The following is a 24799-nucleotide window of genomic DNA, read 5'->3' on the forward strand; positions in this document are numbered from 1 at the left end:
GACGCCGTACACCAGCGCCGCCAGGCCCGTCACCGACAGCAGCGCGCCGGGGACGTCGGTACGGGGTGCGGCCGGGTCACGCGACTCGGGAATGAACACGGTCGCCGCCACCGCCGCCACGACGATCACGGGGATGTTGACGAGGAATATCGATCCCCACCAGAAGTGGTCGAGCAGGTAGCCGCCCACGATGGGACCGAGGGGCAGGCCGAGGGCCATGGCGGCGGTGAAGACGGCGATCGCGCGGCCCCGCTCCCGCGCGCCGAAGATCACCGGCAGGATCGAGGTCGACAGCGGCATGATCACCGCGCCGCCCGCGCCCATGAGCGCGCGGGCCGCGACCAGGGTGCCCGTGCTCGCCGCGAACGTCGCGAACACCGACGCGATCCCGAAGGCCACCAGGCCGGCCAGCAGCAGGCGCCTGCGGCCGAAGCGGTCTCCGATCGCGCCTGCCGGAAGCATCAGCGCGGCGAACGGAACCATGTACGCGTCGACGATCCACTGCAGGTCGCCGGTAGTGGCGTGGAGATCGGCCGCGAGCGTCGGCAGCGCCACGTTGAGCGCCGTCGCGTCCATGCCGATGACCAGGGCGCTCAGCACGAGGGCGCCGAGCGCCCACCACCGAGAAGTGAAAGTAGTCATAATTTGAAAGTAACTATCAAAAAGTAGCTCCTGTCAATCTAGGACTGGTTGACCGTAGCGGTGTAATCTTTATTACATGTCAGCAGAAGAACAGTTGAGCGCCTGGTTCACCGGCCGGCTGCCGGAGAACTGGTTCGCCGGGTCCCCCAAGATCGTGGTGGACCGCGAGGAGATCACCGTGCTGGGCACGCTCCCGCCGTTGTCGGTGGCCGAAGGGCTCCCCGACGCGGAGCGCGCCGCGGCGATGGACGGGTACGTCGAGCGGTTCCGTGAGGAGACGCGCGAGCGCAGGATCGACATCGCCGGAGAGGCCGAGCACCGCTTCCGCCGCAAGGTCTCCTGGGGCGTCGTCGTCGGTGACGAGACGGTGATGTTCACCACTCTTTCCGTCCCCGTCATGACCCGGCTGCGTCAGCCGGAACGGCAGGTCCTCGACACCCTGGTCGCCGCGGGTGTCGCACGCAGCCGCAGCGACGCGCTGGCCTGGTGCGTCAGGCTCGTCGGCAAACACACCGACACGTGGCTCGCTGACCTGCGCGACGCCCTCCAGCATGTGGACCGGATCAGGGCGGAGGGTCCCGGAGGATTGGACTGAACCAATTCGCCGAGAGGTCTGGACCAGTCGAATTGGCCTATACCAATGTGTAAGGCCGGTCAGACGGGTAAGGGGAAGGAGCACGTTTTTTCAACAGGGCCAGGGTGGGTAAGGTCCCACAACATCACGGCCGCTGCCTGCGCTGATGCTCTTCAGGGCCGTGAAGTAAAGAATGGCGCCGATGTGCAGGAGTGGAAACACGGTGGTCTACTCCAATTGGATTCGGCGGCCATTCTCCGCTGATGATGCTCTGGCCCTGAGAGATTAAGGAGCGGCCCCCGTGTCCATTTCAGTAGAGGTACCGACGCCCACCACCCACGGCGATCTGGCGGACTGGGTGAGGCGGATCGCGGAGCTGACCCAGCCGGACCGGGTCGAATGGTGCGACGGCTCCGAGGCCGAATGGACGCGCCTGACCAACCTCCTGGTCGAACAGGGCACCCTCAAGCGGCTGGTCAAGCGCCCCAACAGCTTCTACGCGGCCTCGGACCCCAGCGACGTCGCGCGCGTGGAGGACCGCACGTTCATCTGCTCAGAGCGTGAGGAGGACGCCGGGCCGACCAACAACTGGATCGCGCCCGACGAGATGCGCCGCACGTTCGCCACCCTGTTCGAGGGCTGCATGCGGGGCCGGACGATGTACGTCGTGCCGTTCTGCATGGGCCCCCTGGGCGGGACCATCTCACAGCTCGGCGTCGAGATCACCGACTCGCCGTACGTCGTGGTGTCGATGCGGATCATGACCAGGATGGGAGAGGCGGCGCTGCGCCTCATCGAGGAGCGCGGAGCGGCGCGAAAGGCCCGAGAGAGCGAGGCACGAGCCAACGAGGGCCGCAGCAAGCGCGACCACGAGGACGGAGCGGCGCGAAAGGCCCGGGAGAGCGAGGCACGAGCCGACGAGGGCCGCAGCAAGCGCGACCACGAGGACGGCGACTTCGTCAGGGCGGTCCACTCGGTGGGCGCGCCCCTGGAGCCGGGCCAGGCCGACGTGCCGTGGCCGTGCAGCCGGACCAAGTACATCAGCCACTTCCCGGAGACCCGTGAGATCTGGTCGTACGGCTCGGGCTACGGCGGCAACGCGCTGCTGGGCAAGAAGTGCTACGCGCTGCGGATCGCCAGCGCGATGGCCCGCGACGAGGGCTGGCTGGCCGAGCACATGCTGATCCTCAAGCTCACGCCGCCGCAGGGCGAGGCGAGGTACGTCGCGGCGGCCTTCCCGTCGGCGTGCGGCAAGACGAACCTCGCAATGCTCCAGCCCACGATCCCGGGCTGGAAGGTCGAGACGATCGGCGACGACATCGCCTGGATGCGCTTCGGCCCGGACGGCCGGCTGTACGCGATCAACCCGGAGGCCGGTTTCTTCGGCGTCGCGCCCGGGACCGGCGAGTCCACGAACGCCAACGCGATCAAGACGCTGTGGGGCAACAGCATCTTCACGAACGTCGCGCTGACCGACGACGGGGACGTCTGGTGGGAGGGCCTCACGGACGAGCCGCCCGCGCACCTCACCGACTGGAAGGGCCGTGACTGGACACCGGAGTCCGGCGAGCCCGCCGCCCACCCGAACGCCCGGTTCACCACTCCGGCCGAGCAGTGCCCGACGATCGCGGGCGAGTGGCAGGACCCGGCCGGGGTGCCGATCTCGGCCATCCTGTTCGGCGGCCGCAGGGCGACCGCGGTGCCGCTGGTGACCGAGTCGCTGAGCTGGCCGCACGGCGTCTTCCTGGGCGCCAACGTGGCCTCGGAGAAGACCGCGGCGGCCGAGGGCAAGGTCGGCGAGCTACGCCGCGACCCGTTCGCGATGCTGCCGTTCTGCGGCTACAACATGGGCGACTACTTCGCGCACTGGATCGAGGTCGGGACGATGACCGACCCGGAGAAGCTGCCCAGGATCTACTACGTGAACTGGTTCCGCAAGGACGCGAACGGGCGCTTCCTGTGGCCGGGCTTCGGCGAGAACAGCCGGGTGCTCAAGTGGATCGTCGACCGGCTGAACGGCGTGGCGGACGCAGTGCCCACGCCGATCGGCAACCTGCCGGCCTCGCTCGACACCGAGGGCCTCGACATCACGCCCGAGGACATGGAGCTCCTGCTCAGCGTCGATCCCGAAGTGTGGCGCGAGGAGGCCGAGCTGATCCCGCCCCACTTCGAGACCTTCGGCGACCACATGCCGAAGGAGCTGTGGGACGAGTACCGCGCCCTCGTCCAACGGCTCGGCTGAGCCGGCCGGCTTCGACCCCCGGCCGGCACGCCGTCCAGGCCCACCGGCCGCGGGCCCGTGGGCCCTCCGACCGCGCGAAGCGGGTTACTCCGGCCGTGCTCAGGAAAGCCCGAGGAGGGCAGGGCATGCCGGTTCGCCCGCGATAATTGGTGATCGAGCCCCACCAGCGCGAGGAAGAGGGTCGCATGAGCGAGCGCAGTGAGCGAATCGACAAACACAGCGCTTGTCGCGAAGTGCCGACCTGTGCGCCGGCAGGTGAGAAGGCGGCATGAGCATGCGCGATCTTGTGTACAAGCTGTACGAGCGCAGGCTCGAACGGACGCTGTCGTCCGACCAGATTCCCCGCCACGTCGGCATCATCGTGGACGGCAACCGCAGATGGGCGCGGGCCATGGGCCTGCGGGACGTCAGCCGGGGTCACCAGAAGGGCGCCGACAAGATCTCCGAGCTGCTGGTGTGGTGCCGCGAGGCCGGGGTCGAGTACGTGACGCTGTGGCTGCTCTCCACCGACAACCTCTCCAGGGACAAGGCCGAGCTCGGACCGCTGCTCCAGGTGATCGAGAACCTCGTGCAGGATCTCGTGGACCAGGGATGGCACATCAACCCCATGGGCTCGCTCGACCTTCTGCCCGATCACACGGCTCGTGTCCTCAAACATGCAAAAGAAACCACATCGCATCGTCCCGGCCTGATTGTGAACGTTGCCGTTGGGTATGGAGGAAGGCGTGAGATCGCTGATGCGGTGCGCTCCCTCCTCCAGGAGCACGCCAGCAAGGGCGCGAGTATCGAGGACCTCGTCGAGGTCCTCGACGTCGAGCACATCGCGGAGCATCTCTACACGCGCGGCCTGCCCGATCCGGATCTCGTCATCCGGACCTCGGGAGAGCAGCGACTCTCTGGATTCCTGCTCTGGCAGAGCGCCCACTCCGAGTTCTACTTCTGCGAGGCCTACTGGCCCGACTTCCGCAGAGTCGACTTCCTGCGGGCGCTCCGCTCGTACGCCGCACGACACCGTCGGTACGGCTCCTGAGACGGTACGTGAACAGCGTCTTTCCGCCTGCGTAAACCTATTGGGCTGGGGAGATTCGTTACGTAACGTGGTAGCTGAGCGGCCGTCGAGGGGATCGGCGGCCACCACCTCGGGAGAGGGCCCGTCCTTGCGCGACCACCATGCGAGGAGGGCCGGAGCCCCGGTCTGCTCTCGCAGGTCACGGGCCCGGTCCGTTCACCACCAGTCAAGGCAGGGCGCCCACCTCAGGCGCCCGGGGGAGAACGCGTGGCAGTGTCCTCGAGCAACCCGTCCACATCCCGCACCTACGTTCTGGACACGTCCGTCCTGCTCGCCGACCCGGCGGCGATGAGCCGCTTCGCCGAGCACGAGGTCGTCGTCCCGATCGTCGTCATCACGGAACTGGAGGCCAAGCGCCACCACCCCGAGCTCGGCTACTTCGCCCGGGAGGCTCTGCGCTTCCTCGATGACCTCAGAGTGCGGCACGGACGGCTGGATGAGCCCATGCCGATCGGCGACGGGAACATCCGGGTCGAGCTGAACCATAGTGATCCGTCCTGCCTCCCGGCGGGCTTCCGCCTGGGCGACAACGACACCCGCATCCTCACCGTCGCGCAGAACCTCGCGGCGGAGGGCAAGGACGTGGTGCTGGTGTCGAAGGACCTTCCGATGCGGGTCAAGGCGGCCTCCATCGGCCTCAGCGCGGAGGAGTACCGCGCCGGCATGGTGGTCGAGTCCGGCTGGACCGGCATGGCGGAGCTCCAGGTCACCACGGAGGAGATGGACGCCCTCTTCGAGTCCGGCACGGCCGACATCGACGAGGCGCGCGACCTGCCGTGCCACACCGGCCTGCGGCTGCTGTCGAGCCGCGGCTCCGCGCTCGGCCGCGTCCTGCCGGACAAGTCGGTACGTCTGGTGAGGGGCGACCGTGAGGTCTTCGGGCTGCACGGCCGGTCGGCGGAGCAGCGGATCGCGCTCGACCTGCTGATGGATCCCGACGTCGGCATCGTCTCGATGGGCGGGCGGGCCGGCACCGGCAAGTCCGCGCTGGCGCTGTGCGCGGGCCTGGAGGCGGTGCTGGAGCGCCGCCAGCATCGCAAGATCATTGTCTTCCGCCCGCTGTACGCCGTGGGCGGCCAGGAGCTCGGCTACCTGCCCGGCTCGGAGAACGACAAGATGGGCCCGTGGGCCCAGGCGGTCTACGACACGCTGGGCGCGGTGACGTCCCCCGAGGTGATCGAGGAGGTCATCGACCGGGGGATGCTGGAGGTCCTACCGCTGACCCATATCCGCGGCCGTTCCCTCCACGACGCCTTCGTGATCGTGGACGAGGCGCAGTCGCTGGAGCGCGGCGTGCTGCTGACCGTGCTGTCCCGCATCGGCGCCAACTCGCGGGTCGTGCTGACCCACGACATCGCCCAGCGCGACAACCTGCGGGTAGGCCGGCACGACGGCGTCGTCGCCGTGGTGGAGAAGCTCAAGGGCCACCCGCTGTTCGCCCACATCACGCTGACCAGGTCCGAGCGGTCGCCGATCGCCGCCCTGGTGACCGAGATGCTGGAGGACATCACGCTCTGACCGATCACGTCACGGGGGGAGATGGCCGTCCTTGGGGGCCAGATCCCAGAACTCCCGGCAGGTGTGGACCTTCAGGGGGCCGTTCCTGTCGGGAGTGGCGTGAGCGATCTCCACGGCCCAGATCTCCGGGCGCAGCCGTGCCGTGCAGGTGATCTGGGCCATGGCGGTCCTGGTGATCTTCCAGCCGCTCACGAACAGCCGTACGCGCAGGCTGAGGGTGTTGTCGGGGTCGTTGCGGCTGCCCGCGTCCGGGGCGTACCTGACGAGCTGCACCTGGGCCAGGGTGAGCCCGGTCAGCGCGGTCGACAGCCGGTTCGACGTCCGCCCGCTGGCCGCGAACAGCGCGTCCAGCGCGTCGTTGACGTGCGGCGAGCGCGCCGCGACCCGGGTGGGCCGCAGCCGGCCGTCCTGCAGCAGGTAGATCGTGACGAGGGTGGGGGTGCCGCTGATGACCGGCGCGGGACCGGCGTCGATCACCCGGCTCGGTGCGACCCCGCAGGCCGCCGGCGCCGTGAGCAGCCCCGCGAGCAGGGCCGCGGCCGCGTGCCTGATCCGTCTCCTGTTCATTGTTTCGGGATCCAGACGCGGAAGAGGGTGCCGGGGTCGCAGCGCTCGGCCCTGATCGAACCGCCGTGCAGTTCGGCGTTGGCCTTGGCGATGGCCAGGCCGAGACCGCTGCCCACGCTCCTGGCCCGGTCGGTGCCCGCCTTGTAGAAGCGGTCGAAGACGTGGGGGAGGACCTCCTCCGGGATGCCGCTCCCGTGGTCGCGGACGGTCACTTCGAGCGCTCCGTGATTCTCGCCGCCGACCGCGACCCGCGCGCTCACCACCACGGGGGGCGCGCCGTGGTTGAGAGCGTTGCCGACGAGGTTGGCCACGATCACGTCGAACCTCCGTGCGTCCAGGGAGAAGGTGAGCCCGACGGGCACGGTGAGCTTCACCCGGTCGGCCCAGCCCCGCATCTCCAGGCAGTCGGCCAGCGCGTCGCCCACGTCGACGGTCTCCCGGCGGAGGGTGGCGGCGCCGGCGTCGAACCGGCTGATCTCGATGAGGTGCTCGACCAGCACCCGCAGCCTGTCGATCTCACGGACGACGATCCGCACGGCCTCCCCGGCGTCGTCCGGAAGGTCCTCGGCGTCCTCCGACAGCATGTCCGTCACCGCGGTCATCGCGGTCAGCGGCGTGCGCAGCTCGTGGGAGACGTCCGCGACGAACCGCCGCGACATCGACTCCAGCGTCCGCAGCTCCGAGACGGTGTCCTCCAGCGCCGCCGCCGTCTCGTTGAACGTCGCGGTCAGCTCCGCCAGCTCGTCCCTGCCCCGTACGGGGAGGCGGACCTGCAGCTCACCGGCGCCGAGGGCGCGGGCGGCGGCGCCCAGCCGCCGTACGGGCAGCAGCACCCGCCGGGCCGACAGCAGGGCCAGGGTCACCGCCAGGACGAGCGTGATGCCTCCGGCCTGCGCGAGGGCGGCCTTGAGGCGGGACAGCACGGCCTGCTCCTCCGACAGCGGCACGAAGACGTAGGCCGTCAGGCCCGTCGGGCGCAGCACGCCGTCGCGGGCGGCCCGCTGGATCTGCGTGGCGACGATCAGCCACGGACGGTCCCTGAGCAGCACCCTCTGGTGGACCAGCCGCCGGGCCGCCTGCCAGCGGAGCTGGTCGGGCACGTCGGTCATGGTGAACCTGGCGCCGGCGTTGGAGCTCTGGTGGTCGCCGTAGGTCACGATGACGGTCCGCTCCGGGGCCTCGAGCGCCTGCACCACCCCGCCGAGGTCCTCGTCGGTGACGGTGGTGTCGCTCGGCCAGACCACGTCGCTCGCGCCGATCGGCAGCGTGATCCTGGACAGCGTCTCGCGCACGTCGGCGACCGCGCCCCGCTCCGCGTGCTCCAGGAGCCCCCGGCGGATGATCTGATATCCCAGGCCCGCCACCATGGCAGACGCGGTGACCGCCACCAGCAGGAAGGTGATCACCAGCCGGGCCCGCAGCCCGGTGGGCACCCAGGTCATGGCGGGCTGAAGCGGTACCCGAAGCCGCGCACGGTGTGGATGTAGACGGGGTCGGCGGGCGCCGGTTCGATCTTGGCCCTGATGCGCTGCACGCACGCGTCGACCAGCCGCGAGTCCGCCACGTGCGTGTGGTCCCAGACGGCGCGCAGGAGGTAGCGGCGGTTGAGCACCTGACCGGGGTGGCGGACCAGTTCGAGCAGCAGGCGCAGCTCGGTCGGGGTGAGGTGGATCTCCTTGCCCGCGAGGCTCACCTTGAGGGCTCCGCGGTCGATCACGAGATCGCCGAAGGTGAGGCGGTCGGGCGTGGCCGACTCGAGGCGGCGCAGGATGGCGCGGATGCGGGCGTCCAGGACCCGCGGCTCGACCGGTTTGACGACGTAGTCGTCCGCGCCGGCCTCCAGCCCCACCACCACGTCGAGGTCGTCGCCCCTGGCCGTGAGCAGGATGATCGGCAACGGGCCGAGCCTGCGGATGCGGCGGCACACCTCGACCCCGTCGATGCCGGGCAGCATGACGTCGAGGATCGCGATCTCGGGACGGCGGGAGCGCACGTGGTCGAGAGCCTCCTCGCCGGTGGCGTACGCGGTCACCGAGTGGCCCTGCCGGGTGAGCGCGAGCTCGAGTCCGGCGCGGACCGAGGGGTCGTCTTCGACCAGGAGGATGCCTGCCACCCGGTCATTATGGGGCGGACCTCACCAATTCCCCTATTTGTCTCAGTCCCGTGACCTCGTTCGCACCCCATCATCAAAAAGCGGGAGCAGGCTGGTACCGGGCACCCACGCCCCTCCCTGTGGCGTAAAGTGTGACTAAAATCACATTGTTGGGGAAAGTCCATGTGATCGGCGGTCGGGTCAAGAAGTCACCAAACAGGTACCACGATTCGGTTGCGGAGCACCCCCCACCACAGGGCAAGCTCATAAGCCGTGAGCTCTGGTCAGCAGTTGAAGGATCGCCCCCGCGCCCCCCGGCCCCGGCGGGGGGCTGACGGCCGCTCCCGGCCGGGCCGGCTGACGCCCGCGCGGATCGCGATCCTCTCGGTCAGCGTGGCCGTGCTCGCGGGTGGGACGGCCTTCGTGATCCGCACCTCGGTCGAGCACGGCAACGCGCCCAAGCAGGTGCTGGGCCCGGACAGCTTCCTCGCCCTCGACCCGAACGCGCCCGACCCCGAGACCGACATCCTCAAGGAACAGGCGGTCCAGGCGCTGCGCAAGGACAGGCTGCAGAGCACCCGCGACGATCGGAAGAAGGGTCTCGACCCGGTCGAGATCGCCGAGAAGGCCCCCGGCGGTGGCGGCTTCAACCCCGCCGCCTTCCCGCCCGGCTCCACCCCGGACCCCGGCAGCAACAAGGCGCTCGGCAAGCAGATGGCCGAGGCGCGCGGCTGGGGCGGCGAGTGGGGCTGCCTGGAGAAGCTGTGGGACAGGGAGAGCCACTGGAACGAGCGGGCCATGAACCGCTACAGCGGCGCCTACGGAATCCCCCAGTCGCTGCCCGGCAGCAAGATGGCGAGCGCGGGCTCCGACTGGCAGACCAACCCCGCCACCCAGATCAAGTGGGGGCTCGGCTACATCGCCGGCCGCTACAAGACGCCCTGCGGCGCCTGGGGGCACTCCCAGTCCACCGGCTGGTACTAGTTCGCGGCGTCTGATCCGCGAAACTCTGGTCAGGGTTTCTCGACCTTTCGGCAAGCCCGCGCGTACGGCGGGGGCCGCACTGCACCCTTGGCGTCATGGGTGTGAAGGTCAGCGTGGTTATGCCCGTGTCCAACCCCGGGCTGTCGAACGACGCCTTCGGCGCGTGCGTGCGTTCGGTGCTGGAGCAGTCGCTGCCGCCGGACGAGTACGAGGTCGTGTTCGCCGACGACGGGTCGACGGACGGGACCCGCAGGCGGCTCGACGCGATCGCCGAGCAGCGCGACAACGTGCGGGTCCTGCACCTCGACCACAGCGGCTCGCCCGCGCGCGGGCGCAACGTCGGCCTGTCCGTGGCCCGCGGCGAGTACGTCTACCTGCTCGGCCAGTACGACAGGCTTGAGCCGCACGCGCTGGAGCGGATGTACGACAGAGCCGTGGAGACCGACGCGGACGTGCTGATCGGCAGGATCGCCGACCAGGGACCGCCGCCGGCCGCCTTCGCCCGCGACCGGGACCGGGCCGACGTGCTGCGCGACCACCTCCTCGCGCTGCCGACGGCGCACAAGCTGTTCAGCCGCGACTTCCTGGAGACCTGCCAGCTCCGCTTCGCCGACCGGCCGCTGTCGGAGCAGGCGTTCGTGACCAGGGCGTACCTCACCGCGAAGGTGATCGCCGTGCTGGCCGACGAGATCTGCTGCCACCTGGGCCCGGCTTCCCCGGGCACGGCGGAGGAGGAGACACCGGACGCCGAGGCGCTCTTCGACGGCCTCAACGGGATCTTCGATGTCGTGGACGCCTACACCGAGCCGGGCTCGCAGCGTGAGCGCATCCAGGCCCACTGGTATCGGACGCTCGGGCTGCGCCGCCTCGCGGGCGCGCGGTTCCTCGCGGCCGAACCGGACGAACGGATGATCCTGTTCTCCTTCCTGCGCCGCTTCACCCTCGACCGCTTTCCCGCCGCGCTCGACGCTCACCTGCCGGCGCACCTGCGCGCCCGTACGGCGCTGCTGCGCCTGGACCGCATCGACGGGCTGATCGCGCTCGCGGAGGCGTCCCGGGGCACCAGGCTCAGCGCGGACCTGCGGGAGCTGCGCTGGGACCAGGGCGTGCTGCAGCTCGACCTGAGCGTGGAAATCCTGCGGGCCGGGGGCGCCCCGCTGTGGCTGCGGCAGCGGGGCGACCGGCTGCTGTGGACCCCGCCACCCGGGGCCGAGGGCCCGTTCGACGGCCTGCTCGACGACGAGAGCGCCGACGTGACCGACGCGGTGCGCAGGGCCCGTGTGGAGGTCTGCGTCCGCCACGTGGAGACCGGCGTGATCCACTCCCTGCCGGTCACCTGCTCGGTGGGCCGCGCGGCACTCGGGGACCAGGCGCGCGTGTGGGTGAGCGGCCAGGCCCGCCTCGACGCCGGCGCGGCGGCCCTCGGACGGCCGCTGCCCGCCGGGCTGTGGGAGGTCCACGTGCGCATGCGGGGCATCCGCGCGGGCCGCACCCGGGTGGCCCGGCCCGCTCTGCCGATGAGCTGCGCGGGCGCGCTCGCCGGCGAGCCCAGGCGGCTCGTTGTGCCGTGCTGGTCCGAGCGCGGCGAGCTGGGCGTCTGCGTGGAGCCCAAGTCGTTTCCCGAGTCGATCGCGCTGGTCTCGTCCCGGGCCACCGTGGCCAGGCAGGAGGGGCACGTCTTCGTCGTCGTGCCCGTGCCGTACGTGCCGCCGAGCGGCGGGCCGCCGGCCGAGCTGGTGCTGCGCGAGCAGGACGGGCGCGGGCGCAGCATGGTCGTGCCCGCGCTGGTCGAGCCGGGGATACCCGGCCGGGTGGCCGGGCAGCTCGTCGCGCGGGTGCCGGTGAGCCGGATGGGCGAGGACGACTGCCTCGGCCCGGGATCCTGGCGGCCCGCGCTCCGGGTCGACCAGAAGGACGTGGACCTGCTGTTCGGGCTGACGGTGCGCCGCGGCGGGCAGGTGCGCCTCCTGCCCGCCGGGGCGTCGCCGCAGGCCCCCTCACTGCTGCGGCGCATCGTCGTCCGCGTCCTGCGCGAGCGCCGCTGACTCCGGATCGCGCTGGTTATCCGCGCAGGTGCGCGAGCAGCGCCGCGCGGAACTCCGCCGGCCTGTCGAGGTGCGGGCCGTGGCCGGCGCCCGCGACGACGACCTCCCGATACGCGCCGTAGCGGTCCAGCGCGGTCCGCGTCTGGGTCACCATGGGCTGGGCGGGCGTGCCGTCCCAGCCGGGTACGGCGCCGATCGCCCCCAGGTGCGCGAGGTCGAACAGCGACGTGTCCGAGACGATCATGTCCTGGTCGCCCCTGATCCACAGGATGGGCGGCTTCGGGTCGATCTCGTGCAGGTCGTCGATCCGGAAGTTCGTCGGCGCGATCGTGTTGAGCACGCCCCGCTTGCCGGGGGCCACGCCCGGCCAGGCCTCCGAGGGGAGGAAGTCGCCCGGGTAGTGGTCCTCGCCGATCCGGGTGGACAGCATCGACTCCACGAACGCGTCCTCCTCCTCGCCCAGGTCGGTTCCGGCGGCGACGTACGTGGCGCGCAGCACGGCCCGTGGCGAGACGGGGGAGTCGGCCGACCGGTCGCCCGCCCGGAGCGCCGCCACGAACTCGGGGTTGGCCGCGCCGCCGCCGGAGCCCACGCCGTCCGGGCCTGTGAGCACGCCGTCCGGGCCTGTGGTGCCGCCGAAGCCGTACGGCGAGACGGGGTTGACCAGCGTGGCGCTGCGGACGGCCGCGGGCCGGTCGCGCATGGCCTGCATGACGACTCCGCCGCCGAGGCTCCAGCCCACCAGGTGCACGGGCCCGAGGTCTTCGAACGACGGGTGACCGAGCAGCGCGAGCAGGTCGTCGGAGTAGTCGCGCACGCCCCGGCTCGCGTCCACCGGCTCGGGGTCGGAGTCGCCGAAGCCGCGCAGGTCGAGCGCGTACGGCCGGAACCCCTCGGCCGCGATCGCGATCATCGTCGCGTGCCAGAACGCGCTGGAGGAGACGTTGCCGTGCACGAACACCACCGCGTCGCCCGCCGAGCCGGGCACCGACAGGACGTTGAGGGTCAGACGGGGAGTGCTGACACGCTCGGCGGATATGGGCAGGGTCATGGTGTTGCTCCCAAGGTGCAGGTGTTCTCGAGGTCGCCCGTGGCCGGGCGAGGCAGAGTGGCGTTCGGCGGCGGCGGCGTGCCCGTGGCGATCCACGCCTCCAGCGCGGTGAACGCGCTGCGGAAGCAGGGCAGCAGGGGCCGCAGCCGGTCGGGGAAGGCCGGGTAGAGGCTGTCGACGTGGTTGCCGCCCTCGACGCGGTAGTAGCGCAGCAGCCGGTCGCGGTGCCGGTCGGCGATCATCGTGGCGTAGACGTCGGAATCCTCGCGGATCGGCAGCAGCGTGTCCAGGGTGCCGTGGACGATGACCAGCGGCCGCTTGATCTTCCCGCTGAGGCTCACGCGCGCGACCGCCTGCTTCACCGCCGCGGGCCTGGAGGCGTAGTCGTAGTCGGTGTCGCAGCCGGGCGTGCCGGAGGCGCAGAACGGCGTGCCCGCCTCGGCGTCGCCGTCGTAGCCGGGGTCGAACTCCTCGCGGTAGAGGCGCTGGGTGAGATCCCAGTAGTACTGGTAGTGGAACGGCCACAGGAAGTCGGACTCCGGTGCGAAGCCCGCCGCCGCGACCCCGGCCGTGTCGCCCTTCGCGTACGCGCGCAGCGCGGGCGGCAGGACCGTCAGCAGGTTGGGTCCGTCGGCGGTGAAGAGCGTGCCCTCCCAGTCGACGCCGCCGTCGAACAGGTCGGGACGGTTCTCGATCTGCCAGCGGACCAGGTAGCCGCCGTTGGACTGACCGGCCGCGATCGTCGTGCGGGCCGGCCTGCCGTACCGCTGCCGGACGACCGTCTTGGCGGCGACCGCCAGCTCGCTGACCCGGCGGTTCCACTCGGCCACCGCGTCACCGGGCCGTACGCCGTCGCGGTAGAACTCGGCGCCGGTGTTGCCCTTGTCGGTCGCGGCGTACGCGTAGCCCTTGGCCAGCGCCCAGTCGGAGATCGTGAAGTCGTTGGCGTAGGTCTCCCGGTTGCCGGGCGACCCGGCGACGACCAGGCCGCCGTTCCAGTGCTGGGGCAGCCGGATGACGAACTGCGCGTCGTGGTTCCAGCCGTGGTTGGTGTTCCCGGTGGAGGTGTCGGGGAAGTAGCCGTCGATCTGCAGGCCGGGCACGCCGCCGGGGTTCACGGCTCCGGGGGAGTTGAGGCCCGACCAGTCCGACGGGTCGGTGTGGCCGGAGGCCTGCGTGCCCCTGGTGGTGAGGTCGTCGAGGCAGGCGGCCACCTGCTTCTGCGCGCCCGGCACGGTCACCTTCGGGCACGTGCCCGCCTGTACTGTGCCGGCCTGTGCTGTGCTGGCCTGTGCTGGGGCGGCGACGGCCAGGGGGAGCGCCAGCGCGAGGACGGCGAGAGCCCTCATCAGGCCTCCTTCACGATCGCGGCGGCCCGGGTGGCGCCCGAGGTCGGCTCGATGGCCGACAGGTCGCGGTCGCGGGTCTCCCTGGAGGCGATCACCGCGATCACCGTGAGGATCGCCGCCGCCACCACGTAGACGGAGATCGGCACGCTCGACCCGTACGCGTCGAGCAGCGCGACCGCGATCAGCGGGGCCACGCCGCCGGCCGCGATCGAGGCGAGCTGGTAGCCGATCGACACACCCGAGTAGCGCATCCGGGTGGCGAACAGCTCGGAGAAGAACGCCGCCTGCGGGCCGTACATCGCGCCGTGGAGCAGCAGGCCGACCGTCACCGCCACGGTGACCAGGGCGAAGTTCCCCGTGTCGATCAGCGGGAAGAACGCGAAGGCCCACAGGCCGACGCCGGTGGCGCCGAGAAGATATACGGGCCTGCGGCCGATCCGGTCCGACAGCGCGCCCCACAGCGGGATCGTGACGAAGTGGAACGCCGAGCCGATCAGCACGGCGTTGAGCACGGTGCCCTTGGGCAGCCCCGCCGCGGTCGTGCCGTACACGAGGACGAACGCGGTGATCACGTAGTAGGAGACGTTCTCCGCCATCCGGGCGCCCATCGCCACCAGCACGTCACGCCAGTGGTGGCGCAGCACGCCGGCGATGGGGGCCTTCGGCGCGGGCTCCTGCCGCTCCAGCGCCTCCTGGAACAGCGGCGACTCGGCGACCGTCAGCCTGATCCACAGGCCGATCAGCACGAGCACCCCGGACAGCAGGAACGCGATCCGCCAGCCCCAGGCGAGGAAGGCGTCGTCGGGCTGCACCGCGGCCAGCAGCGCCAGCACGCCGGTGGCGATCAGGTTGCCGCCGGGAGCGCCGGCCTGCGGCCAGGACGCCCAGAAGCCGCGGTGGCGGGGGTCGCCGTGCTCGGAGACCAGCAGCACCGCGCCGCCCCACTCGCCGCCCAGGGCGAAACCCTGCACCAGGCGGAGCACGGTCAGCAGCAGCGGCGCGCCGGCGCCGAGGGTGGCGTACGTCGGCAGCAGGCCGATCAGGAACGTCGCGCCGCCCATCATGAGCAGGCTGACGACCAGCAGCCGCTTGCGGCCGAGCCGGTCGCCGTAGTGGCCGAAGACCAGGCCGCCGAGGGGACGGGCGACGAAGCCGACGGCGTAGGTGAGGAACGCCAGCAGCGTGCCGGTCAGCTCGTCCTCGGTGGGGAAGAACAGCTTGTTGAACACCAGGGCGGCGGCCGAGCCGTACAGGAAGAAGTCGTACCACTCGATGGTGGTGCCGATCAGGCTGGCCCCGACGACCTTTCCGATCCGGGCAGGTGGAGTGTTTGCCATGGGAACTCCTCCGATGGGGGGTTCCGCAACGGTATGCAGTGACCGAGGTCACTCCTATGGGGTGCCGCCACACACCTCAGGTGTCCGGCATGTGGGTGCGCAGCCGGTGCAGCCGCAGGGCGAGCTGGATCTCCAGGGCGCGCCCGGGCTCCTGCCAGTCCTCGCCGAGCAACTGCCCCACGCGGTCGAGCCGCTGAGTCACCGTGTTGACGTGGATGTGCAGGGCCTCGGCCGTGCGCGACAGCGAGCCGCCCGTGCCGAAGTAGGCGTTCAGCGTCTTGACCAGGGCGGTTCCCCGGCGCGCGTCATAGTCGAGCACCGGCCCGATGGCGCCGGACAGGAAGCCGGACACCTCGCGCCGTTCGCCCACGAGCAGGCCGACGAAGCCCAGCTCCTCGGCGCTCGCGCCGTCCCCCGTACGGCCCAGCGCGACCAGCGCCCCGGCGCAGCGCCGGGCCTCGGCGTAGGCGGACGCCACCGCGGCCACCGGCCCGGAGGCGGGTCCGGAGGCCGGAGCGGCCCCCGCCGTCGCGGGGCGGCCGAGCGAGGCGCTCAGCTCGGCGGCGACACGCCGGGCCAGCGCGCCGGGCCGGTCGCCGGGCAGCAGCAGCACGACCTCGTCGCCCCGGGCGGTGGCCAGGCCGTGCGCCAGCGTCGCCTGCGACGACGCCCAGAAGGCGGCGCGCTCCCGCTGCCCGTCGTGCCGCGCCACGACCAGCACGTGCGGCGCGTCGAGATCGACGCCGAGCCGCCGCGCCCGGTCGTCCAGCCCGCGCAGCTCGGGGCGGGAGACCAGGTCGTCGAGCAGCTCGCCGCGCACCCGCCCCTCCGCCTCGGCCACGCTCCGGCGAAACAGCAGCAGCAGCGCCGTGACGATCGCGGCACGCTCCAGAATCCGCTGGTCGGTGTCGGACACCGGGTCGTCGGTCCGCAGGACCAGCGTGCACAGCGGCGCCGCACCGACGTCCACGGACGCGACGTACGCGTCCCCCCGCTTGACCGTGCGGCCCAGCGCCCGCGAGGACTGGGCGGCGTCGAAGACCCCCGTGTCCAGGTCGCCGGACTCGCCCACAAGGGGGCGGCCCTCGTCGTCCAGCACGGTCAGGCGGCCGCCCAGCACCTCGGTGACGACCGCGGCGACGTCCTCGACCCCGCCTCCACGCAGGCCGCCGCGCAGCACGAGGCCGGTCATCCGGTCGTGCGCGTCGGCGGCCCGCTCGATCGACTCGCTGTGCGCCCTGATCAGCGTGTTCGCCTCACTCAGCTCGGTCAGCGCGGCCCGGGTCTCCTGCAGCAGCCTGGCGGTGTCGATGGCCACGGCGGCGTGCGCCGCCAGCGAGCACAGCAGCGCCACCTCCTCCTGCGCGAACGGCCTGGCGCTGCGGTTGGCCGCGAACAGCACGCCGATGACCTGCGTGCCGAGCCGCAGCGGCACGCCGAGGATCGCCACCAGGCCCTCCTCGTGGACGGCCACGTCGATCGTGTTCGTGTGCCGGAACCTGGGGTCGGCGAAGTAGTCCGCCGTGTTGTACGGCGTGCCGCTCTGCGCCACCAGCCCGCCCAGCCCGGCGCCCATGGGCAGCCGCAGCCGCCGGAAGCTGGCCGAGATCGACCCGTCGGTCACCCGCATGTAGGTGTCGCCGCGCTCGGGGTCGTTCAGCGTCATGTACGCGATGTCGGTCGCGAGCAACTGCCTGGCCCGGTGCACGATGGCCTCGAGCACCGCGTCGAGGTCGCGCAGCCCGGCCAGGTCGCTGGCGGTGTCGAACAGCGCCGACAGCTCCGCCTCCCGCTTGGCCCGCCGGCGCAGCACGGCCCGCACCTGCAGCGCCGCGACCTTGGCCCGCTCCAGCTCCTCCAGCGTCGCCGAGTCGGCCCCGGCCGCCCTGGCCTGCAGGATCGGCCCCTCGAACTCGACCGCGGACGCCTCCCGGGCGAGCAGGTCGAGGTACGCGTACGCGCCGTCCGTCTTTCTCGTGGCCTTCGGGGTCAGCGCGCGCTCCATCCTCCGTCGATGGGGATCGAGACGCCGGTGACGAACGATCCCCGCGGGCCGCACAGGTAGGCGACCATCTCGGCCACCTCGTCCGGCTCGATCAGCCGCTTGACCGCCGCGGGGGCGAGCATGATCTGCTCCACCACCTCGTCCTCGCTGATCCCGTGGGTGCGCGCCTGGTCGGCGATCTGGTTCTCCACCAGCGGCGTCCGGACGTAGGCGGGGTTGACGCAGTTGGAGGTCACGCCGTGCGGCGCGCCTTCGAGGGCGATCACCTTCGACAGGCCCTCCAGCGCGTGCTTGGCCGTCACGTAGGCCGCCTTGAACGGCGAGGCGCGCAGGCCGTGCACCGAGGAGATGTTGACGACGCGGCCCCAGCCGCGCTCGTACATGCCGGGCAGCACGTCCCGCACGAGCAGGAACGGCGCCTCGACCATCACCCGCATGATCCTGCTGAAGATCTCGGGCGGGAAGTCCTCGATCGGGGCGACGTGCTGGAAGCCCGCGTTGTTGACCACGATGTCGGCCTGGAGGCGGGTGTCCGGCGAGGACGGGAGCCGGCCCCGCCAGGTCACCAGGAAATCCGGATCGGACAGGTCGACGGCCACCGGCGTGCCGCCGATCTCGGCCGCCACCGTGCCCGCGGCCTCGGCGTTGATGTCGGCGACGACGACGTGCGCGCCCTCGGCGGCCAGGCGCCGGGCACACGCCCGTCCGATACCGCTCCCCGCGCCGGTGACGAGGGCCGTGCGCCCTTCAAGACGCCCTTCAAGGCTCATGCTGCCTCACGATAGGAACCACGCCCTCACCGGCACATGGCGGCCGGCGACATAGATGCCCGCCGTCCTATGTGGGGCGGGCCATGGACAGCACGTCCAGCGCCTGGTCGAGCTGCTCCTCGGTCAGCGCCCCGCTCGCCACGTGGCCGCGCTCGATGACGACCTCCCGGATCGTCTTGCGCTCCTTCAGCGCCTGTTTGGCGATCCTGGCGGCCTCCTCGTACCCCACGTATCGGTTGAGCGGGGTGACGATCGAGGGCGACGACTCGGCGTACTCGCGCAGGCGCTCCACGTTGGCGGTGATCCCGCCGACGCACCGGTCGGCGAGCAGCCGCGACACGTTGGCCAGCAGCCGGATCGACTCCAGCACGTTGCGGGCCATCACCGGCAGCATCACGTTGAGCTCGAACGACCCCGAGGCCCCGGCCATCGTGATCGCGGCGTCGTTGCCCACGACCTGCGCGGCCACCATCGTGACGGCCTCCGGGATCACCGGGTTGACCTTCCCCGGCATGATCGAGGAACCCGGCTGCAGGTCGGGCAGGTTGATCTCACCCAGCCCCGCGCGCGGGCCCGACCCCATCCAGCGCAGGTCGTTGGCGATCTTGTTGAGTGAGACGGCGATCACTTTGAGCATGCCCGACAGCTCGACCAGGCCGTCACGTGCGCCCTGTGCCTCGAAGTGATCCCTGGCCTCGGTGAACGGCAGGCCGGTCGTCCGGCTCAGCTCGGCGATCACGGCCTGCGCCCAGGCGGGACCCGGCACGTTCACGCCGGTGCCCACGGCCGTCCCGCCCAGCGGCAGCTCGGCCAGGCGTGGCAGCGCCGCCTGAAGCCGTTCGAGCGCCAGCTCGACCTGGGTGGAGTAGCCGCCGAACTCCTGGCCGAGCGTGACCGGCGTCGCGTCCATCAGATGGGTGCGGCCCGACTTCACCACGTCGGCGAACTCGGTCGCCTTCTCCTCCAGCGCGGTCGCCAGGTGCTCCAGCGCGGGCGTCAGCTCGTGCACCACGGCGAACGTCGCCGCGACGTGGATGGAGGACGGGAAGACGTCGTTGGACGACTGGGCGGCGTTGACGTGGTCGTTGGGATGGACGGGCTGCCCGAGCCGCTCCTGGGCGAGCGTGGCCACGACCTCGTTCATGTTCATGTTGGACGAGGTGCCCGACCCGGTCTGGAACACGTCCACGGGGAACTGCTCGTCCCATCCGCCGTCGGCCACCTCGCTCGCGGCCTCCTGGATCGCCTGCGCCATGTCCTTGTCGATCACGCCGTACTCGGCGTTGACCTTCGCGCAGGCGGCCTTGATCCTGGCGAGCGCCGCGATGTGGGCCGGCTCAAGCCCCCGGCCGGACACCGGGAAGTTCTCCACCGCCCGCTGCGTCTGGGCCCGCCACTTGGCACGGGCGGGCACTCGGACCTCGCCCATGGAGTCGTGCTCGATGCGAAATTCGTCCATGCCTCAGTCCTTCAGGGTCTTCCTACGGCACGTTCCTGCCCCGGTTGCGCGCCATCTGAACGGTGAGTATCGGCCACCGCCCTCGATCAGGCGCCGGCGAGGGCCTTCGCGACCTTGCTCTCCTGTCCGGGCAGGCGGACGGCATCGGCGTAGCTGATCCCTCATTTGGCGAAGATGAAGACAGCCAGGAGGATCAGCGCGAGGACGCCGACGAGCGCGATTCCCATCGTCACGAGCACCCGGACCTGCGTCTTGGCGTCCGGACCGGCCGGGTCGCGCATCGCGAACAGGTCGGTGCCCAGGCTGGGCGGCCTTCCCGGCACGTGGTCGCCGGGCGGGAGGGAGCCGGGGTGAGGTGGGGCGGCGGGATGCGGTGGGGTGGCGGGAGGCCCCGGCATTGGCGCCGGGCCGTTCCCGGTGAAGCCGGGGCCGGGTGGCGGGGGCGCCGGCGGTCTCCATCCGGGCAGCCTGCCGGGCACCGTGGTGCTGTGCCTGTCCGCGGCTTCGGAGACGTGCTCGGGCCGGCCTGGAGCGCCGTTCCGGGAGCCACCAGAGGGCGGGGACGGCAGGCGGAGGCCGCCCGCGGGGCGAGGGACGATCATGGTGCGGTTCGCGTCGTCCTCGTCGTCTCCGGCCATGTTCCGTCCGGTCGCGTCCCGTCCGGTCATGTTCCCTCCGGGAGCCGGGGCGGGCGGTGCCGGTTCCGGGAGCACCCGGGGAATGGAGCCCGTGGGGGTGTCGGCGATCAGGCGCAGCATCGCGGCGGCGCGCTCCGGCGTGAGGCGCGCGGTGTGGTCCTTCACCAGGAGCCCGTCCAGGACCTGCCGCAACGGCCCGGCCTGGGTGGGCGGGTCGGCCTCCTCCGTCATCAACGCGGCCAGCGTCTCGCCGACGGTCGAGCGCTCATAGGCCGGTCGCCCCTCGACGGCGAAGTACAGCGTCGCGCCGAGCGACCACAGGTCGGACTCGGGGCCGGTGTATTCGCCCCGGGCCCGCTCCGGAGCGGTGTATCCCGGCGAGCCGATCACCATGCCGGTCTGGGTGAGCGCGTGGTCGCCCAGGGCCTTGGCGATGCCGAAGTCGGTCAGCACCACTCTGCCCGTCTCGGTCAGCAGCACGTTCGCCGGTTTGACGTCGCGGTGCAGGATGTCCTGGGCGTGGGCCGCCCGCAGCGCGCCGAGCAGGTCGTAGCCGATCTCCGCGACCAGGCGCGGCGGCAGCGGCCCCTCCTCGTCGATCACCTGTTCCAGCGAGCGGCCCTCGACGAGCTCCATGACGATCCACGGGATGCCGTCGGACACGATCACGTCGTGGATGGTGGCGACGGAGGGATGGCTGACGCGCGCCGCCATGCGGCCCTCGCGCATCATGCGTTCGCGCAGCTCCTGGCGTTGCCGGGGGCTGAGCGAGGGGTCCTGGCGAATCTCCTTGACCGCGATCTCGCGGCCCAGCGACCGGTCGTACGCCCGCCAGACGGTGCCCATGGTTCCCCGGCCGATGCGGGTGCGCAGCTCGTAGCGGTCGGCGAGCGGCCGAGGGTGCTGTTCCGGCATATATAGAAAGATAGCGATTCCAGCTTGGAAATCGCTTTCTGGTCACTTGATGAAGATTCTCGGCCAATACCGGCGCGGGAGCAGCATCATGATCATCTTTGCCACGTGCCGCATCACGGGGATGCGCGCGACCTGGTGAAGGGCGGGCTCCGGCGGCTTGCGGTGCAGGCCCTCGCTCGGCCGCCGCCGCTGGGACGGCACGGCCGGCGTCTCCCGCGCGTAGTCGAAGTCGCGCGGATAGCCGTGGTGGTGGCCGGACTGCCCTGGCTGCCCTGGCTGCCCTGGCTGCTGGTGCGGGCCGCTGAAGAAGCTGCTGTGCGGCCCGCTGTGGGATCCGCTGTACGGCCCGCTGTGTGGGCTGTGCCGCAGCTGACCGCTCTGGCCGAACTGTCCATACTGTCCGGACTGCCCGTGCGAGCCGTACAGGTCGTAGCGCGCCGGGACGTACGGGTCGTACGCCTGGGGCTGGCCGTACTCCCCGGGCCGGTGCGGCTGGCCGTGTCCGTACGGCCCCTGCTGGCGGTGGGGCCCGGAGTCGCGGTCGCGCGGGGTCACCTTGGGTGTGGGCCGCGAGTCGGCCCGGTGCTGTCCCCGCTGGCCGCGCTGCGGCGGCTTGCGGGGTTCGGGCGCGGTGGGCTGCGAGGCCGTGGGCGGCGGCGTGGGCCGGCCGCCCCGGAACGGGGACGTGAACGGGTCCTCGGCCATGCCTCCGGCGGCGATCCTGGACAGCGCGTGCGCCGCGCGCACGCCGTCGAGCCTGACCGCGGGGTCGATCTTGAGCAGGCCGCCAAGGACCGGGGCGAGCGGACCCGCCTTGTCCATAGGGATCGGAGCGCCGCTGGTCAGCGCCGCGAGCGCGGCCGCCGCCGTGCGGCGGCCGTGCAGGCCGCGGCCCTCGACGGCGGTGTAGAGGGTGGCGCCCAGCGACCACAGGTCGGCCGCCGGGCTCGCCTTGTCACCGAGGACGCGTTCCGGGGCGATGTAGCCGGCGGAGCCGAGGACGATCCCGGCCTGTGTGATGGAGGCGTCGCCCTCCAGGGCGGCCAGCCCGAAGTCGGTCAGTACCGTCCGGTCGTCGTCGGTCACCAGCACGTTGCTGGGCTTCACGTCCCGGTGCAGGATGCCCTTGGCGTGGACGGCGCGCAGCGCGCCGAGCACCTGCCGGCCGATGTCGGCCACCCGGCGCGGCGGCAGCGGGCCCTCCTGGCGGATGACCTCCTCCAGCGAGCGGGCCCTGAGCAGCTCCATCACGATCCAGGGCCGGTCGTCCTCGGTGATGACGTCGAAGACCGTGATGACCGCGGGGTGGGCGACCATGGCGGTCGCCCGGCCCTCGCGTTCGGTGCGCGCGCACAGCTCCGCCCGCAGGTCCTCGTCGAGGACCAGGGGGAGCCGCACCTCCTTGACAGCCACTTCGCGGTCGAGCAGCTCGTCATGCGCGCGCCACACAGTGCCCATCCCGCCGCGCCCGACCGGCTCGATCAGCCGATAGCGCGCGGCTAGCAGGTATCCGGACGGGGCACGCATGGGTGGCAGCTTACCGATTTGTGTAGTGCGACCTGTAGAGACCATGCCGGGAAATTGTTGAGATCTTCTGTCAAAGTTCCTGACAACCTCTCTGCAGATCAGCGGCGCCCGGTGGTAAGGACGGGACCGGCCGTGTAAACGCCCGAATCCCGGCCATGCGCCGGTTTCGCCTTGACGGTTTTGATCTACACGGACTTTCGTGCGGGGATGCCCACGAAGGTGGCCCCGCCGTCCTGTTGCCGCGGGTCGAAGAAGTCGTCGCCCTTGTCGTCGACCACGATGAAGGCCGGGAAGTCCACCACCTCGATCTTCCAGACGGCCTCCATGCCCAGCTCCGGATATTCCAGGACCTCCACCTTCTTGATGCAGTCCTGGGCCAGCCGGGCGGCCGGGCCGCCGATCGAGCCGAGGTAGAAACCGCCGTGCTTCTGGCACGCCTCGGTGACCTGCTTCGACCGGTTGCCCTTGGCCAGCATCACCATCGAGCCGCCCGCCGCCTGGAAGCGCTCGACGTAGGAGTCCATCCGCCCGGCGGTGGTGGGGCCGAAGGATCCGGACGCGTAGCCCTCGGGGGTCTTGGCCGGGCCGGCGTAGTAGACGGCGTGGTCCTTCATGTACTGCGGCATGTCCTCGCCGGCGTCGAGCCGCTCGGCGATCTTCGCGTGGGCGATGTCGCGGGCCACGACGAGGGGACCGGTGAGCGACAGCCGGGTCTTCACCGGATACCTGCCCAACTCGGCGAGGATCTCCGGCATCGGGCGGTTGAGGTCGACGCTGACCACGTCGCCGCCGAGGTGCTCGTCGGTGGTGTCGGGCAGGAAGCGGGCGGGGTCGGTCTCCAGCTGTTCGAGGAAGACGCCCTCCGGCGTGATCTTGGCCAGCGCCTGCCGGTCCGCGCTGCAGCTCACCGCGATGGCGACCGGGCAGGACGCGCCGTGCCTGGGCAGCCGGATGACGCGCACGTCGTGGCAGAAGTACTTGCCGCCGAACTGCGCGCCGATGCCCAGCTTCTGGGTCAGCTCGAAGACCTTCTTCTCCATCTCCAGGTCGCGGAAGCCGTGCCCGCTCGGCGAGCCCTCGGTGGGAATGGAGTCGAGGTAGCGGGCCGAGGCGTACTTCGCCGTCTTCAGGGCGTACTCGGCGCTGGTGCCGCCCACGACGATCGCCAGGTGGTACGGCGGGCAGGCGGCGGTGCCGAGCGAGCGGATCTTCTCCTCCAGGAAGGCGAGCATCCGCTTCTCGTTGAGCACCGCCTTGGTCTCCTGGTAGAGGAACGACTTGTTGGCCGAGCCGCCGCCCTTGGCCATGAACAGGAACTTGTACTCGTCCGGGTGGCCGTTCGGGTCCTCGGCGTACAGCTCGATCTGGGCCGGCAGATTGGAGCCGGTGTTCTTCTCGTCCCACATCGTCAGCGGCGCCATCTGCGAGTAGCGCAGGTTGAGCCTGGTGTAGGCGTCGTAGACGCCCCGGCTGAGGTGCTCGGCGTCGTGCCCGTCGGTCAGCACGTGCCGGCCGCGCTTGCCCATGACGATCGCGGTGCCGGTGTCCTGACACATCGGCAGCACGCCGCCGGCCGAGATGCTCGCGTTCTTGAGCAGGTCGAGGGCGACGAAGCGGTCGTTGCCACTCGACTCAGGATCATCGACGATCTTGCGAAGCTGGGCCAGGTGGGATGCCCGCAGGTAGTGCGAGATGTCGTGGATCGCGGTCTCGGTGAGCAGCCGCAGGGCCTCCGGCTCGACCTCCAGGAACCTGCGCCCGGCGGCCTCGGTGACCCGCACCCCCTCGCTGGTGATCAGGCGGTACTCCGTCTCGTCCGGTCCAAGCGGGAGCAGGTCGGTGTAGTCGAACTCCGGCATCGTCCTCGGTTCCTCGTGGTCTGCCCGGTCGGGCGCGCCCGCCGCGCGGACCGCCCATGGTCTTTGCACAGCGTACGGCGCGCGGGGGGTGGTCATCATGCCCGGGCCGTGCGTAGCTTTTGGATAACTTAAAACTGAATATTCGACCTCAAAGAG

At 71.1% G+C, this 24799-nt stretch carries 18 protein-coding genes and 1 pseudogene; 6 read left to right on the plus strand and 13 right to left on the minus strand.

All coding sequences use genetic code 11. The annotated features are described in order from the left end of the window. Positions 1–6 precede the first annotated feature (6 nt). Positions 7–642, minus strand: a pseudogene (locus ACGFIB_RS26445) (MFS transporter); the annotation flags it as partial. Between the two features lie 76 nt (positions 643–718). Here ACGFIB_RS26445 and ACGFIB_RS26450 point away from each other — a divergent pair. The 4 genes from ACGFIB_RS26450 (at position 719) to ACGFIB_RS26465 (ending at position 6045) form a co-directional block, all read left to right on the plus strand. Beyond that, a complete protein-coding gene (locus tag ACGFIB_RS26450; protein ID WP_142571251.1) occupies positions 719–1237 on the plus strand; it encodes a hypothetical protein in 519 nt (172 codons plus the stop codon). 280 nt (positions 1238–1517) lie between these two features. Further along, positions 1518–3458: a phosphoenolpyruvate carboxykinase (GTP) gene (locus tag ACGFIB_RS26455; protein ID WP_393375774.1), complete on the plus strand. Its 1941-nt coding sequence runs from the start codon at positions 1518–1520 to the stop codon at positions 3456–3458. 268 nt (positions 3459–3726) lie between these two features. Then, complete coding sequence (locus ACGFIB_RS26460; protein ID WP_142571252.1) at positions 3727–4488, plus strand: isoprenyl transferase; 762 nt, start codon at positions 3727–3729, stop codon at positions 4486–4488. Positions 4489–4734: 246 nt separating this feature from the next. Next, complete coding sequence (locus tag ACGFIB_RS26465; protein WP_191052519.1) at positions 4735–6045, plus strand: PhoH family protein; 1311 nt, start codon at positions 4735–4737, stop codon at positions 6043–6045. A 9-nt stretch (positions 6046–6054) separates the two neighbouring features. Here ACGFIB_RS26465 and ACGFIB_RS26470 read toward each other — a convergent pair whose 3' ends face one another. The 3 genes from ACGFIB_RS26470 to ACGFIB_RS26480 are packed head-to-tail and all read right to left on the minus strand — an operon-like array spanning position 6055 to position 8725. After that, entirely contained in the window at positions 6055–6612 is a 558-nt protein-coding gene (locus tag ACGFIB_RS26470) for a hypothetical protein (protein WP_357240599.1), read from the minus strand. After that, the gene (locus ACGFIB_RS26475; protein WP_357240596.1) at positions 6609–8054 is read right to left on the minus strand and encodes a sensor histidine kinase; all 1446 of its coding nucleotides are present in this window, start codon (positions 8052–8054) and stop codon (positions 6609–6611) included. Before ACGFIB_RS26475 ends, ACGFIB_RS26470 begins: the two co-directional genes overlap by 4 nt. Beyond that, positions 8051–8725, minus strand: a complete 675-nt coding sequence (locus ACGFIB_RS26480; RefSeq protein WP_142571256.1) for a response regulator transcription factor — start codon at positions 8723–8725, stop codon at positions 8051–8053. The genes ACGFIB_RS26475 and ACGFIB_RS26480 overlap by 4 nt, the downstream gene beginning before the upstream one ends. Before the next feature lie 252 nt (positions 8726–8977). On the opposite strand from ACGFIB_RS26480, the gene ACGFIB_RS26485 reads away from it, so the two are divergent. After that, entirely contained in the window at positions 8978–9688 is a 711-nt protein-coding gene (locus ACGFIB_RS26485; protein WP_393375778.1) for an aggregation-promoting factor C-terminal-like domain-containing protein, read from the plus strand. Positions 9689–9783: 95 nt separating this feature from the next. After that, complete coding sequence (locus ACGFIB_RS26490) at positions 9784–11733, plus strand: glycosyltransferase family 2 protein (RefSeq protein WP_393375780.1); 1950 nt, start codon at positions 9784–9786, stop codon at positions 11731–11733. Between the two features lie 16 nt (positions 11734–11749). On the opposite strand, the gene ACGFIB_RS26495 is transcribed toward ACGFIB_RS26490, so the two are convergent. The 9 genes from ACGFIB_RS26495 to ACGFIB_RS26535 form a co-directional block, all read right to left on the minus strand. Further along, positions 11750–12784 carry an alpha/beta fold hydrolase gene (locus tag ACGFIB_RS26495; RefSeq protein ID WP_393375784.1) on the minus strand — a complete coding sequence of 345 codons (1035 nt, stop codon included), beginning with the start codon at positions 12782–12784 and terminating at the stop codon, positions 11750–11752. Continuing rightward, entirely contained in the window at positions 12781–14133 is a 1353-nt protein-coding gene (locus ACGFIB_RS26500; RefSeq protein ID WP_393375786.1) for a 3-hydroxybutyrate oligomer hydrolase family protein, read from the minus strand. The genes ACGFIB_RS26495 and ACGFIB_RS26500 overlap by 4 nt, the downstream gene beginning before the upstream one ends. Further along, a complete protein-coding gene (locus ACGFIB_RS26505) occupies positions 14133–15470 on the minus strand; it encodes an MFS transporter (protein WP_393375789.1) in 1338 nt (445 codons plus the stop codon). The genes ACGFIB_RS26500 and ACGFIB_RS26505 overlap by 1 nt, the downstream gene beginning before the upstream one ends. A 76-nt stretch (positions 15471–15546) precedes the next feature. Further along, positions 15547–17475 (minus strand): helix-turn-helix domain-containing protein, encoded by a 1929-nt coding sequence (locus ACGFIB_RS26510; RefSeq protein WP_357263080.1) that lies wholly within the window; start codon positions 17473–17475, stop codon positions 15547–15549. Next, a complete protein-coding gene (locus ACGFIB_RS26515) occupies positions 17460–18245 on the minus strand; it encodes a 3-hydroxybutyrate dehydrogenase (protein WP_142571263.1) in 786 nt (261 codons plus the stop codon). Before ACGFIB_RS26515 ends, ACGFIB_RS26510 begins: the two co-directional genes overlap by 16 nt. A gap of 67 nt (positions 18246–18312) precedes the next feature. Further along, positions 18313–19704: a class II fumarate hydratase gene (locus tag ACGFIB_RS26520; protein ID WP_142571264.1), complete on the minus strand. Its 1392-nt coding sequence runs from the start codon at positions 19702–19704 to the stop codon at positions 18313–18315. 161 nt (positions 19705–19865) lie between these two features. Continuing rightward, a complete protein-coding gene (locus ACGFIB_RS26525; protein WP_393375792.1) occupies positions 19866–21257 on the minus strand; it encodes a serine/threonine-protein kinase in 1392 nt (463 codons plus the stop codon). A gap of 42 nt (positions 21258–21299) precedes the next feature. Beyond that, complete coding sequence (locus ACGFIB_RS26530; RefSeq protein WP_357263086.1) at positions 21300–22784, minus strand: serine/threonine-protein kinase; 1485 nt, start codon at positions 22782–22784, stop codon at positions 21300–21302. A 185-nt stretch (positions 22785–22969) separates the two neighbouring features. Continuing rightward, the gene (locus ACGFIB_RS26535; RefSeq protein ID WP_357263089.1) at positions 22970–24643 is read right to left on the minus strand and encodes a fumarate hydratase; all 1674 of its coding nucleotides are present in this window, start codon (positions 24641–24643) and stop codon (positions 22970–22972) included. Positions 24644–24799 lie beyond the last annotated feature (156 nt).

Origin of the sequence: Microbispora bryophytorum, from assembly GCF_043197435.1 — a bacterium.
Taxonomy (GTDB): domain Bacteria; phylum Actinomycetota; class Actinomycetes; order Streptosporangiales; family Streptosporangiaceae; genus Microbispora; species Microbispora bryophytorum.